15 protein-coding genes and 1 riboswitch are annotated in these 12,561 nt (G+C 28.5%); of the genes, 2 read left to right on the forward strand and 13 right to left on the reverse strand.

From position 1 onward, the window contains the following. Positions 1-5: 5 nt before the first annotated feature. The 6 genes from codA to ACEXNK_RS01095 all read right to left on the reverse strand — a co-directional run bounded on the left by codA (position 6) and on the right by ACEXNK_RS01095 (position 5,193). A complete protein-coding gene (codA, locus tag ACEXNK_RS01070; RefSeq protein WP_373601383.1) occupies positions 6-1,277 on the reverse strand; it encodes a cytosine deaminase in 1,272 nt (423 codons plus the stop codon). Positions 1,278-1,401: 124 nt separating this feature from the next. Next, a complete protein-coding gene (locus tag ACEXNK_RS01075; RefSeq protein WP_373601382.1) occupies positions 1,402-2,118 on the reverse strand; it encodes an ABC transporter ATP-binding protein in 717 nt (238 codons plus the stop codon). Next, positions 2,099-3,106, reverse strand: a complete 1,008-nt coding sequence (locus ACEXNK_RS01080) for an ABC transporter substrate-binding protein (protein ID WP_373601381.1) — start codon at positions 3,104-3,106, stop codon at positions 2,099-2,101. Before ACEXNK_RS01080 ends, ACEXNK_RS01075 begins: the two co-directional genes overlap by 20 nt. A gap of 17 nt (positions 3,107-3,123) precedes the next feature. Continuing rightward, complete coding sequence (locus tag ACEXNK_RS01085; RefSeq protein WP_373601380.1) at positions 3,124-3,885, reverse strand: ABC transporter permease; 762 nt, start codon at positions 3,883-3,885, stop codon at positions 3,124-3,126. Further along, on the reverse strand, positions 3,860-4,150 hold the full coding sequence (locus ACEXNK_RS01090) for an MTH1187 family thiamine-binding protein (RefSeq protein ID WP_373601379.1): 291 nt from the start codon (positions 4,148-4,150) through the stop codon (positions 3,860-3,862). The genes ACEXNK_RS01085 and ACEXNK_RS01090 overlap by 26 nt, the downstream gene beginning before the upstream one ends. A 109-nt stretch (positions 4,151-4,259) precedes the next feature. Then, a riboswitch (TPP riboswitch) is annotated at positions 4,260-4,360 on the reverse strand. A gap of 83 nt (positions 4,361-4,443) precedes the next feature. Beyond that, on the reverse strand, positions 4,444-5,193 hold the full coding sequence (locus ACEXNK_RS01095; protein WP_373601378.1) for a TatD family hydrolase: 750 nt from the start codon (positions 5,191-5,193) through the stop codon (positions 4,444-4,446). Between the two features lie 131 nt (positions 5,194-5,324). On the opposite strand from ACEXNK_RS01095, the gene ACEXNK_RS01100 reads away from it, so the two are divergent. Together ACEXNK_RS01100 and ACEXNK_RS01105 are read left to right on the forward strand one after the other, a co-directional pair. Beyond that, complete coding sequence (locus ACEXNK_RS01100) at positions 5,325-5,861, forward strand: deoxycytidylate deaminase (protein ID WP_373601377.1); 537 nt, start codon at positions 5,325-5,327, stop codon at positions 5,859-5,861. A 66-nt stretch (positions 5,862-5,927) separates the two neighbouring features. Further along, positions 5,928-6,416 (forward strand): hypothetical protein, encoded by a 489-nt coding sequence (locus tag ACEXNK_RS01105; protein ID WP_373601376.1) that lies wholly within the window; start codon positions 5,928-5,930, stop codon positions 6,414-6,416. 79 nt (positions 6,417-6,495) lie between these two features. Here ACEXNK_RS01105 and surE read toward each other — a convergent pair whose 3' ends face one another. From surE to ACEXNK_RS01140, 7 genes are all read right to left on the reverse strand, one after another. Then, a complete protein-coding gene (surE, locus tag ACEXNK_RS01110; RefSeq protein ID WP_373601375.1) occupies positions 6,496-7,251 on the reverse strand; it encodes a 5'/3'-nucleotidase SurE in 756 nt (251 codons plus the stop codon). 27 nt (positions 7,252-7,278) lie between these two features. After that, the gene (locus tag ACEXNK_RS01115; protein ID WP_373601374.1) at positions 7,279-8,151 is read right to left on the reverse strand and encodes a MurR/RpiR family transcriptional regulator; all 873 of its coding nucleotides are present in this window, start codon (positions 8,149-8,151) and stop codon (positions 7,279-7,281) included. 116 nt (positions 8,152-8,267) lie between these two features. Then, positions 8,268-9,503 carry a sodium/glutamate symporter gene (gltS, locus tag ACEXNK_RS01120; RefSeq protein WP_373601373.1) on the reverse strand — a complete coding sequence of 412 codons (1,236 nt, stop codon included), beginning with the start codon at positions 9,501-9,503 and terminating at the stop codon, positions 8,268-8,270. A 171-nt stretch (positions 9,504-9,674) separates the two neighbouring features. Then, positions 9,675-10,214, reverse strand: coding sequence for a 2-oxoacid:acceptor oxidoreductase family protein (locus tag ACEXNK_RS01125; RefSeq protein ID WP_373601372.1), 540 nt, complete (start codon positions 10,212-10,214; stop codon positions 9,675-9,677). Between the two features lie 19 nt (positions 10,215-10,233). Beyond that, complete coding sequence (locus tag ACEXNK_RS01130) at positions 10,234-11,046, reverse strand: 2-oxoacid:ferredoxin oxidoreductase subunit beta (RefSeq protein ID WP_373601371.1); 813 nt, start codon at positions 11,044-11,046, stop codon at positions 10,234-10,236. Beyond that, positions 11,028-12,176, reverse strand: coding sequence for a 2-oxoacid:acceptor oxidoreductase subunit alpha (locus ACEXNK_RS01135; RefSeq protein ID WP_373601370.1), 1,149 nt, complete (start codon positions 12,174-12,176; stop codon positions 11,028-11,030). The genes ACEXNK_RS01130 and ACEXNK_RS01135 overlap by 19 nt, the downstream gene beginning before the upstream one ends. A gap of 20 nt (positions 12,177-12,196) precedes the next feature. Beyond that, a complete protein-coding gene (locus ACEXNK_RS01140; RefSeq protein WP_373601369.1) occupies positions 12,197-12,391 on the reverse strand; it encodes a 4Fe-4S dicluster domain-containing protein in 195 nt (64 codons plus the stop codon). Positions 12,392-12,561 lie beyond the last annotated feature (170 nt).

Consider the following 12,561-nt stretch of genomic DNA (forward strand, 5'->3'; position numbering starts at 1 on the left):
CATCTCTATACTAGAAGTAGATTATCAGATTTTATTACCTCTGGAATTCTCTCAAAAAGTATATTTCCATTTCTAATAGAATATATAACACTTACTCTTTCTTGTATAGCTTCAAATTCGCTTGTGGCATTTAATACTATAAAATTAGCTTTATTACCAACTTTAACTCCATATTCATTCTGGATGTTTAAAGTCTTAGCTCCATTTATTGTTATTAAATCTAGCGAATTATTTATTTCTTCAAAACTCATCATCTGACATATATGTAATCCTGCATCTAATATATTCATAAGGTTTCCAGTTCCTAGCGGATACCATGGATCAGATATAGAATCTTGTGCAAAACACACATTTATTCCCTCTTGAACCATTTCTTTAACTCTAGTTACCCCTCTTCTCTTAGGATATGAATCAAACCTACCCTGCAAATGTATATTTTCAGTTGGACATGCTATAAAATTCAACTTTGATTCTTTTAAAAGTTTAAATAATTTATATGTATATGCATTGTTATAAGAGTGCATTGCACAAGTGTGACTTGCCGTTACTTTTTCTCCTATTCCTTCTAGATAAGCATGTGCCGCTAAAACTTCTAAAAATCTTGATTGCTCATCATCTGTTTCATCACAATGTATATCTACTAATTTATTGTATTTTAAAGCTAATTCTATAGTTTTTTTGACTGATTTTTCTCCAAATTCTCTTGTATATTCAAAGTGAGGTATAGCTCCAACTACATCTGCTCCCATTTTTAATGCTTCTTCAACTAGTTCCTCTCCACCTTTGAATGCATACATACCTTCTTGTGGGAATGCTATTATTTGTAAACTTACAATATCTTTAAATTCTTCTTTTAGTTCTAACATAGCTTTTAATGCAGTTAGGTTTTTGTCAGTTACATCTACATGAGTTCTTATATGTTGTATACCTGTAGTTATCTGTTTTCTTAAAGCTATTTTAGCCCTTTCTTTAACATCCTCTTTATTTAGATTATTTTTAGATTCTGACCATCTTTGTATCCCTTCAAATAAAGTTCCTGTTGAATTTTTAGCTGTTGGATTATGTGCCGTATAAACATAATCTAAGTGAATATGCGGTTCTACATATGGTGGTATAGTTAGTCTACCTTTTATATCTATAACCTTTGTATTATTGTAATCTATATTTAACTTATTTAAATCAGTTTCTATTTCTTTTATTATCCCATCTTGAACTAGTATATTACAATTCTCTTTATAATCTCTTAGTTTGGTATTTTTAAAAAGTATATTACTCATTATTTCCCCCTTAAAATCTTTACTTTTTAAAAATATTATCATTTTAATATTTCTTAGTCATTGTACTTACAGTATAATTTTTCTTATATTTATATGTATTTTTAGTACATAAAATAAGCCTGCTTTAAAGCAGACTTATTATTTCTTTTTTAAGATTTATATAATTTTTACTTCCAAACTCATAATTAGATTCTTTTAAGTTAAATTCTTTTTTTACTATAGCTGGCTTATCTGACAATAAATATATTCTATCTGATAATGTTATAGCCTCTTCAATATCATGTGTTATCAAAACTATTGTTGAATTAAATTTTTCTCTAACACTTAATAACCACTTTTGCATATTAGCTTTTGTAATAGAATCAAGAGCTCCAAAGGGTTCATCTAAAAGCATTAAGTCATTACTATTTATAAATGTTCTTAAAAAGTTAGCTCTTTGCTTCATTCCTCCTGATAGCTCGCTTGGATACTTGTATTCATATCCTTCTAACCCAAACTCTTTAAAATATGCTTTTACTTTTTTTGCAGCTATATTTTTATTTTCTTTTTTTAGTATTAATGGTAAGGTAACATTATCTATAATAGTTTTGTAAGGAAGAAGTAAATCCTTTTGTTGCATATAGCTTATATCTCCATTTATATTAACTTCTCCATCATCTTCTTCTATAAGATTAGTTATTATATTAAATATCGTACTTTTTCCACTTCCACTTGGTCCTAATATAGAAACTAATTCTCCTTCATTTACGTTTATACTTATATTTTTTAATATAATTTTATCATCATATTTTTTTACTACGTTTTTAAGTACTAACTTTTCTTTATTGTGGTAAGAATTCATTTGTATATGCATCACTTGCCTTTAAATCCTTATCTATTAAGTTATATTCTTTTAAAAACGAAGTATAATTATTCCATACACTATCTTTCATTTCTCCCCATCTACTAGCGTCTGCTATATACTCATTAGCTAAATATTTTTGACTTTCAATAGCTAAGTTTTCATCTATTTCTGGAGCATACTTTACAAGTATCTTTGCAGCCTCTTCTGGGTGTTCAATTGCATATTCATATCCTTTAGTTGTCGCACTTAAAAACTTTTTAGCAATTTCTGGATTATCATTTAATAAAGTTTCATTAGATATTATAACAGGTGTGTAATAATCTAATCTTTCATCTAAGTCTTTTAGTGGTATATAATTTAATTCTACTCCTTTTTGTTTAGCTTCTATTCCTGTCCAACCTTCAAATATCCACATCATGTCTATGTTTTTATTTACAGCTGTAAAAAAGTCATCTTCTCCAACATTCACAACTTCTAGTTTAGAAAAGTCTTTATTATTTTTTTTCATAACTGCATCAAGTATTGCGTCTTCAGATGGTGATCCCCAACCTCCATAAACTTTTCCTTCAAAGTCTTTCGGTGATGTTATATTCTTATCTTTAGGTGATGCAAATCCAGATGTATTATGTTGTATAATAGTAGCTATAGCTTTAATAGGAAGTGGGTCTTCACTAGTTTTTGCAAATGTAACTTCTTCTTGGTAGCTTATTCCAAAATCAGCTTTTCCTGTAGCTACTAACGTTGGTGCTCCTCCTTCTGATGGTTGCTCTATTTTTACATTTAATCCTTCATCTTTATAGTATCCTTTGTCAAGTGCTACATATAAACCTGTATGATTAGTATTTGGAGTCCAATCAAGAACTACATTTACATCTTTTGACCCATCATTATTTTCACTTTCATTTTTATCAGATGTACATCCTGTTAGTATTCCTATGCTCAGTATTCCTACAAGACCTAATGCTGTAAGTTTTTTTAATTTCATTTATTCTCCTCCAAGCTTTATTTGTGTTTTATTATTAATTTTTTAGCTATTTGTGTAATTCCTACAAATATCAAACTAAATATTACAACTATAATTGTAGATGCAAAAACCTTATCTAGTGCATATGCACTTTTGGCTTTTACCATATATACACCTAACCCCTTGGTTCCTCCTAGCCATTCTGCTACAGTAGCTGCAACTACCATATATGTTGCAGATATTTTTATTCCTGAAAATAAATTCTCCATAGACATAGGTAACTTTAAATGTATAAAAGTTTGAAGTTTACTACTTTTCATAGTCTTAAATAAATTTAAGTAATCCTTATCTATATTCTCAAGTCCATCAACAAAACTTATAAGAATTGGAAAAAAACAAGTTAAGCTTACCATTAATATTTTGGGTAATGTACCAAACCCAAACCAAATTATTAAAAGTGGAGCTATTGTTATAGTTGGTATAGTTTGAGACACTAATAATATTGGATAAAAACATTTTTTTAAAATAGGTAAAAAGTCCATTAATATTCCTATAATTATTGCAATAGTTAATGCCAATATAAATCCCAAAATAGTTTCATATAATGTAACTATTGTATTTAAAAATAAATTTTTATAATCTTGTATGAATACCTCTACTATATCTGTTGGAGTTGGTAATATGTATTGTGGAATATCTTTTACCTCAACAATAATTTGCCAAATTATAATTATAGATAAAAATGTTATAACTGAATAAAAGTAGTTTTTTGCGCTATCTGTGATTTTTAAGCTTTTCATTAATAGTTATGCCCCCACATTTTTCATCTATTCTCACAGTAGTTATAACTCTTTCACAACCTAGCTCAAATGGAAGTTTATGTGCTTTTTTTATAATCTCAAAAACCTTATCAAATTCTCCTTCTATAGTTGTAGAATTTGCACCTATTTCATACTTAAGTCCACTGTTTTGTATAACTTCAATACATTTATCTACAACTTTATACATTTCCTTTTCTCCTTCATACGGTCTTAAAGGTACAACCGCTATATCTGCTATTACCATTTTAAATCACCCTTTCTAAATAGTTTTTTTATTAAAATTTATTAAATTAAAAAAGCCTTATCCGTCTGGATAAGGCTTTCCTTTAAATAGTTTTATAATATGTCTATAAATTATCTATACAGAAGTTTCCCTACGTTGGCATTATCCAAATCAGGTCCAGGGTCGAGATAGTATCTCCTCTCAGCAAATTTAGCTCCCCTATTTATTATATTTTACATTTCTAATTATACTATATTTTTTACTTTTTAAAACATTTTTTTATCTTATTTTTCAAAATATTTTTTAGATTAATATCAAATATATTCTTTGATCATTTTTGTCAAAGTGTTTTTACAATTTAATTTATATTCATTTATATCTATATTTTTTATTTCACATATATGTTTATATACATTTATTATTTCACTAGGCATACCATATTCGCCATTAATCCACTCTAGTGCTGTAGGCCCATCAGTTTCTCCTAGCAATTTTGATATAGGTATGGATTTTGCTATTTCTCTAGATTTTTCAGAATAAGGAAGATCTACACTTGCTGTAAAATAACACTTAGCATCAATTAATTTATTAAGCGTATTTTTATCACCACTATACCAGTGAATTATAGATTGCTCACTTAAATTATATTTTTTTATTAATTCTAATACTAATTCCTCAGCACCTTTAGTATGTATATTTATATACTTATTATATTTATTAGCATATTTTAAAAACGTTTCAAATATTTGTATTTGACTTTTATATGTATTTTTATCTTCTACCCAATAAAAATCTAATCCTACTTCGCCTATTATAGGTGTTTGCTTTACAAACTCTTCTAATTCATCTATTTTATCTATAAATTCAAAAGCTCTTGACGGATGTACTCCAAATGTAGGAATTATAAATTTACTATCTTTAACTAATTCAATATTTTTATTATAGCTATTTAAGTCCATGGAACATGCTACTGTTTTTATATTATTTTTATTTATATCGTTAATAGCTTCATATATAAAATCTTTTTTATAAAAATCTAAATGATTATGAAAATCTATATACAATATTCTCAACTCCTTATTCTACTTTTATTAAATACTAGTATATATTCTATAATCTATAAGTTCAAATTTTTATCATTTGTACAATTTTTATGTTATTATTAATATAGCGAATTTTAAGAAGGAGGATATTTATGAGAATATTATTCACAGAATGGGCTATGAATATAGCTGAACAAACTAAAGTTAGAAGTACTTGTGTGTCTAGACAAGTGGGTGCAGTTATATGTATGGATAAACAGATAATAAGTACCGGTTACAACGGAGCTCCTTCTGGTGCTATACATTGCACAGATATAGGTTATTGTGAGAGAAGAAAAAGAAATATCCCATCAGGTCAAGGTCTAGAACTTTGTAGAGCTGGTCATGCTGAGGCTAATGCAATAATACAATGTGCTAAAAATGGAACAAGCTGCAATGGAGCTGTTTTATACGTAACTACTCAACCATGTGTATTTTGTTGTATATCAATCATACAAGCAGGTATTAAAAAAGTAGTTTTTAAAGGTGAATATCCAACTGGACTAGGTCTTCAATTATTAGAAGAATCTGGTGTTGAGTATATAAAATATGAAGATGAACTTAAAAACGAACAAATAGCTACTGATTTAAAAAAGCAAGCAGAAGCTAAAAGAATAGAAGAATTTCTAGCTACTCCAAAAAAATATTAATATATTAGGTATATAATTCGCGACTTTTAATATAATTGTACAAAGACTTAAAAGGACGTGATATATATGAATGAAAGAAGTGTTAGAGATATATTAAAAGATCTAACGGTTATTATAAATAAAAATTTCAAAGGTGTTGTAATAATAGATGAGGTAGATCATAAAACAGGCAAAAGTTATGGTATAAAAGAGTCTATTATGAAACTTTTATGTAATGAAGTAGAAAAAATTATAAGAGATGGAGACTTTGTTTGCTCATCAGAAGATATACGACTTTCTACTCCTTGTAATCTAGAAAAAGTTATAAAAATCGGTATAACTAAAAAGGTTATTAAAAAAACGGAGCTAGCTCTAGATAAAACCTTGCTTAATAAACAGGAAATACTTAATATAGAATTTACTATAGATGATGAGTATGATGAATATCTGGACTTAAAACTTAATGAATTTAAGTCAACTATAAGAGGAATTATAGTCTCTAAGAAAATTTCTGAAATGGATAAAAAAATGAGAGATATGGAAGTTGAAAAACAACGACTTCTTTCATTAATTTAAATAAGATAGACTGTATCATAATATTTAATGCGAATAAATTTATAATTCGCTATATACTTTGATACAGCCTATCTTATTTTTATAGATTTATAGAGTTTAATACTTCTATTTTTTTAAAGTTAGTCATATCTATGTTTACAGGAGTTACAGATATATATCCATTTTCTGTTGCATATATATCGCTATCTTTATCTTGTTCGAGTTCTTTTACTTTTCCTCCAATCCAAACATAACGCTTACCATATGGACTTTGTCTTTCTTCTACATCATTTTCATATTGTCTTATGCCTAACTTAGTTATTTTTGTTCCTTTTATTTCGATATCAGGTATATTAACATTTAATATACAATCATTAAATATATCCATGTCATTACTAATATTCTTTATAAGGTTTACAACATAAGTGGCAGCTTCTTTATATTTATCCTTAGATATTTTATATGAATCATAAGATACTGCTATTGATGGCTTTTTTTGGATAAGCCCCTCTATAGCAGCTGATACAGTTCCTGAATAAATAACATCTGTACCTAAGTTTGGACCATTATTTATTCCGCTTAAAACTAAATCTATATCTATATCTTTAAATATAGCTTCTATCCCAACTTTTACACAGTCTGCTGGTGTTCCACTTATAGAATAAGCATTTATACCTTCTCCTATGTTCTCTTCTTTAATCATTATAGGATCGTGTATAGTTATTGCATGCCCAGTTGCACTTCTTTGAGTATCAGGTGCAACAACATAAACATTAGCTATTGTCTTTATAGAATTGGCTAACTCAATAATTCCATCAGCTTGAATTCCATCATCATTAGTTATTAATATATTCATAGATATTCTCCTAATTATTTATTTCCCCTATTCGTATACTGAATATTTTTCCCATATTTGTTCTAAATCATCAAAATATGATTTTATATCTTCTTTTTCTTTCATTCCAATTGATACAATAAGAGCATTACAAAGACTAAGAGCTGGAACTAATGAGTCTACAAATGATGCCATATTACTTTTTACTAAAAGAGTAGTATCAGCTATAGTAGCTATAGGAGCAAATAAGCTATCTGTTATTGATATAACATGTGCTCCTTTTTCTTTAGCATATTCCACAACTTGATAACTTTTCTTTGAATATCTTGGAAAGCTTATAGCAACAACTACGTCTTCGTCTGTAACTCTTACTACTTGTTCAAAAGCATCTCCCATATCCATTCTTATAATGTGAACATTATCTAGTATTATATCTAAATAAAACCCTAAATATTGAGCTATACTAAATGAACTTCTCATACCTAATATATAGATTTTTCTTGCTTTTAAAAGTTTATCTGATGCATTTTGAAAAATTGCTTCATCTAAGTCTTCTAGTGTGTGTTTTATATTATCTATATCACTTTTTAATACTTTATTTAGTATTTTGCAGTCATCTGAATATTCTTGATTCATTTCAACTCTTTGCACTGTTGTTAATTTATTTTTTATAAGCTCTTGAAGTGCATCCTGAAGTTTTGGGTAACCTGAAAAGCCTAAAGCGTTTGCAAATCTAACTACTGTAGATTCACTTACTCCCACTTCTTCTCCAAGTTTTGAAGCTGTCATAAATGCAACTTTATCATAATTTGATATTAAATACTGAGCTATAAGTTTTTGACCTTTACTAAGTCTTGGATATTGTTTTTGAATATCATCTATTAGCTGTTTGCTATCTTTAAAATCTTTAGTTTCGTTCATATTTATCTCCTCATAATTACTAATGATTTATATTATATATTAAGTATTTTATTTGCTTTTATATACAATTACATTATATCACTTTTTACTATGTTTTTTAAACAAGATATTGCTTTTTATTTCAATAAATTTATGAAAGTGGTTATAACTCCTGAATTAAAAAACTCAATGAACAATGCACCTACTAATGGTAATATAAAAAATGCAGTTTGCGATGGTCCATATTTACTAGTTACAGATTCCATATTAGCAATTCCATTAGGTGTAGCTCCCATTCCAAATCCGCAATGTCCCGCTGCAAGAACTGCTGCTGTATAGTCTTTTCCCATCATTCTGAATGTTATAAAATATGCAAATAAAGCCATTAATAGTGTTTGTATTGTAAGTAATATTATTATAGGTATAGCTAAATCTACAAGTTCCCATAATTTCAAACTGCACATAGCCATTGATAAAAATAATGATAAACAAATAGAACCTATGCTTGACAGTTCTACCTCATAAGTTTCCCATGTACCTTTAATATCTGATATATTCCTCATTATTGCTGCAACTATCATAGCTCCTATATAAGCTGGCATAGTAATACCAGTTGCCGAGAACATAGATGAAACAATCGTTCCTAGTCCCATTGCTATAATTATTTGTTTTACTGAGCTTACTAGTTTACTATCATATAATTTTATATCAACTTCGCAACAGCTTCCACCTGATTCTATATTTAGTGCTTCACTTTCTTTTATTTCATCATACTTTAAATTGTTTTTTTCAATTAGTTTTTTTGCTAATGGACCTCCAATAATACTTCCTGCAACTAATCCAAAGGTTGCACAAGCCATTGCAATGCTAAGCCCACCTGCTAAACCATTAGATTCTACTAAAGGTCCAAATGCCCCTGATGCTCCATGCCCTCCAGTCATAGATACAGATCCTGCAATTACTCCAAGTAATGGGTCAACCCCTATCGATATAGCAGATAAAACTCCTATTACATTTTGAGATAAAACAAGTAAAACTGCTACAATTAAAAACTTAATAACATCTTTTCCACCTTTTTTTAAAACTTTTATACTAGCTGTAAATCCAACGGTTGTAAAAAATCCCGTCATTAATATACTCTGAAGTGTCGTATCAAAAGTTATAGCAATTATATTAAATTGTCTTAATAAAAATGAAATAATTGCAAATGAAAAACCACCTACAACTGGAGCTGGTATACAATATTTTTTTAGTAACCTTACTCTACTTTTTATAAAAGATCCTATTATTAATACTACAGTTGTAAATGCAATAGTCTGAATCATATCCATTCTCATTTCAAACATACCTAATTCTTTAGAAAATTCAAACATAAATTACCCCCTTTGTTTTTGATATTATAAAAATATTTTCTTCTTTTATTTTTATTTTCTGAAAATTATCTATAAATTTTTTTCATACCCTAACTTTTATTAAATGAATTATTAGAGTATGAAATTCATGTAAAACTAAGAAAGAAAGGATTCTCTCCTTTCTTTTTTAGATTAATATGCATAATTTATTAAATCATGACCAAGCTCGAATGCACTTTGATTTAATTTTTCAGTTCCTTTTGGAACTCTTGCTAATATAGCATCTCTTAATTTTTCTTTATTTAATTCATCAAGCACTTCACTTATAACACCTAATGCTACTATGTTTGAAACCATTTCTTTTCCTAATTTATTTTTAGCACTATCTATGATTGGAACTTTTATAATTTCAACTCCTTCTATATTAAGCATACTTTCATCAACAGTTGAATCTATTATGATAGTGCCTCCAGCTTTTACACTTTGTGAGTATTCGTCAAATGATTTTTGAGTTAATGAAAGCATTAAATCCGCTTTATTAACCTTAGGAAAGTTTATCTCTCCATCACTTATAATTACTTCAGCTTTACTAGCTCCACCTCTTGCTTCAGGTCCATAAGATTGAGTTTGCACAGAATTTAAATTTGATAATATAGCCCCTTCTGCTAGTATTATTCCTGCTAAAATAAGTCCTTGCCCACCAGATCCACTAAGTCTTATTTCTTTTCTCATATTCATATCTCCTTATTTGTTACTCGAATTTATTTATTATTTTTTCATATTCTTCTGTGTATTCTGGCATAACGTCATCTTTAAATATTCCATAAAACGCCTTATTTTCTATTTTTTCTTTAGGTAGTTTATCTTTAACAGATATATCTATATAACTATCTTTTAAAAGATTCATTAATGATACAGCGGACCCTTTTTTGTTTTTTCTACCATAATAAGTAGGACAGATACTAATTCCTTCAACTATAGAAAATCCTTTATGATTGATACCTTTCTTTATATAATCTATCATTTGTTTTGCATGATAAGCAGTTCCCCTCGCTACAAATGTAGCTCCTGCCCCTTTTGATAGTTCACATATATCAAATGGCTTGTCTATATTTCCGTAAGGTGCTGTTGTTGCAAGATCATTAGTATTTGTAGTTGGCGAGAACTGACCTCCTGTCATTCCATATATATTATTATTAAATACTATAGTAGTTATATCAATATTTCTTCTGCATGCATGTATAAGGTGATTTCCTCCTATTGCTGTACAATCGCCATCTCCAGTTACTACTATTACATGCATATCAGGATTTGCAAATTTCACACCAGTAGCAAAAGGTATCGCCCTTCCATGAGTAGTATGTAAAGTGTTAAAATCCAAGTATCCAGAAGCTCTAGATGAACAGCCTATTCCCGAAACTACACATACTTTATCTTTATCAAGATTTAATTCTTCTATAGCTACAGCTATAGCTCTCATAAGTATTCCATGACCACACCCTGGGCACCATATATGTGGTAACCTTTCTGATCTAAAATTATTTTCTATAACGCTACTTGGCATTTTACCACCTCCATAACTTTATCTACTATTTCTTCTGGTGTTATAATTTCTCCATTATATTTATTAATTCCTACTATATTACATAAATTGTTACATACTCTTTGAACTTCTAATATCATTTGTCCATAATTTAATTCTGGAACATATATATTTTGAACATTTTTACTTAATTCTTTGACCTTTTCTTCTGGGAATGGCCATACTGTTTTTATAGTAAATAATCCTGCTTTAATACCTTTTTCTCTTAACATGTCAACTGCATCTTTTGTACATCTACTCATACATCCAAAAGTAATAAATAGTTCTTCGCAATCTTCTACTTTATATTCATCATAAATTAATATATCATCTAAGTTTTCATTTATTTTATTCATTAATCTATCCATTAATATTTTAGTTTCATCTGTGCTATTAGTCGGGAATCCTGTTTCATCATGCATAAGACCTGTTACATGATATCTATATCCATCTGAAAAGTTTGCCATTGGAGGCACTAGAGTTGATTTATCATATGCTTTGTAGTCATTTTTATCTATATTAACTTTACATCTATTAAATACTTCAAGTTCATTTTCTTCTGGTATTTCTACCTTTTCTCTCATATGTCCTATAACTTCATCTAGTAGTAAAATTACAGGTGTTCTATATTTTTCTGAAAAATTAAATGCTTTTACAGTTAAATCAAAAGTATCTCTTACAGTAGTTGGTGATAATGCTATTACAGGATGGTCTCCATGAGTTCCCCATTTAGCCTGCATTAAATCTCCTTGAGCTGGTGATGTTGGTAATCCTGTACTTGGTCCACATCTTTGAACATTTACTATGACACATGGTATCTCTGCAAGCGATGCATATCCTATATTTTCTTGCTTTAATGAAAATCCTGGTCCACTTGTAGCTGTCATTGACTTAAGCCCTGTTAATGATGCTCCTATTGTAGCTGCCATAGATGCTATTTCATCTTCCATTTGTATAAATTTTCCGCCTATTCTCGGAAGCATAAAAGAAGATATTTCAGCTACTTCTGTCGAAGGTGTTATCGGGTAACCTGCAAAAAATCTCATCCCCGCATATAAAGCTCCATGTACACAAGCCTCATTCCCTTGTAATAATTTTACTCTTTTTCGCATATATTTCCCCCCATATTATTTTATGCATTTTTAGATATATAAATTGCATAATCTGGACATCTTAATTCACATAATCCGCAAAGTATGCATTTTTCTATATCTTCTACAGCTATTGTATTATTTTCTAACTTTAATACTTTTTTAGGGCAGTACTCTATGCAAATACCGCACCCTTTGCACCAATTATTGTCTATTATAAGTTTTCCCTTTTCCAAAATTATCCCCCCACAACTTTTTCTTTCACTATAATAGTAGCTACTTTAAGGTAAAAATGCAATTATTAATTCATTTTTTTAAATATTTATATAATTTTGCAATTTTACTTTCTTACATTTCATATCAATAGATTTTTATTATTATATTTATTCAAATAATATTTTAAATC

Source organism: Paraclostridium bifermentans (genome assembly GCF_964259345.1).
GTDB lineage: Bacteria > Bacillota > Clostridia > Peptostreptococcales > Peptostreptococcaceae > Paraclostridium > Paraclostridium bifermentans_B.

Bases quoted from the DNA above. Each gene is read 5' to 3' on its own strand.
- ACEXNK_RS01105 (WP_373601376.1), top strand. From the start codon at position 5,928: ATGAATGAAAGAAGTGTTAGAGATATATTAAAAGATCTAACGGTTATT.
- codA (WP_373601383.1), bottom strand. From the start codon at position 1,277: ATGAGTAATATACTTTTTAAAAATACCAAACTAAGAGATTATAAAGAG.
- ACEXNK_RS01085 (WP_373601380.1), bottom strand. From the start codon at position 3,885: ATGAAAAGCTTAAAAATCACAGATAGCGCAAAAAACTACTTTTATTCA.
- ACEXNK_RS01100 (WP_373601377.1), top strand. From the start codon at position 5,325: ATGAGAATATTATTCACAGAATGGGCTATGAATATAGCTGAACAAACT.
- gltS (WP_373601373.1), bottom strand. From the start codon at position 9,503: ATGTTTGAATTTTCTAAAGAATTAGGTATGTTTGAAATGAGAATGGAT.
- ACEXNK_RS01075 (WP_373601382.1), bottom strand. From the start codon at position 2,118: ATGAATTCTTACCACAATAAAGAAAAGTTAGTACTTAAAAACGTAGTA.
- ACEXNK_RS01135 (WP_373601370.1), bottom strand. From the start codon at position 12,176: ATGCGAAAAAGAGTAAAATTATTACAAGGGAATGAGGCTTGTGTACAT.
- ACEXNK_RS01125 (WP_373601372.1), bottom strand. From the start codon at position 10,214: ATGAGAAAAGAAATAAGACTTAGTGGATCTGGTGGGCAAGGACTTATT.
- ACEXNK_RS01080 (WP_373601381.1), bottom strand. From the start codon at position 3,106: ATGAAATTAAAAAAACTTACAGCATTAGGTCTTGTAGGAATACTGAGC.
- ACEXNK_RS01130 (WP_373601371.1), bottom strand. From the start codon at position 11,046: ATGCCAAGTAGCGTTATAGAAAATAATTTTAGATCAGAAAGGTTACCA.
- surE (WP_373601375.1), bottom strand. From the start codon at position 7,251: ATGAATATATTAATAACTAATGATGATGGAATTCAAGCTGATGGAATT.
- ACEXNK_RS01115 (WP_373601374.1), bottom strand. From the start codon at position 8,151: ATGAACGAAACTAAAGATTTTAAAGATAGCAAACAGCTAATAGATGAT.
- ACEXNK_RS01090 (WP_373601379.1), bottom strand. From the start codon at position 4,150: ATGGTAATAGCAGATATAGCGGTTGTACCTTTAAGACCGTATGAAGGA.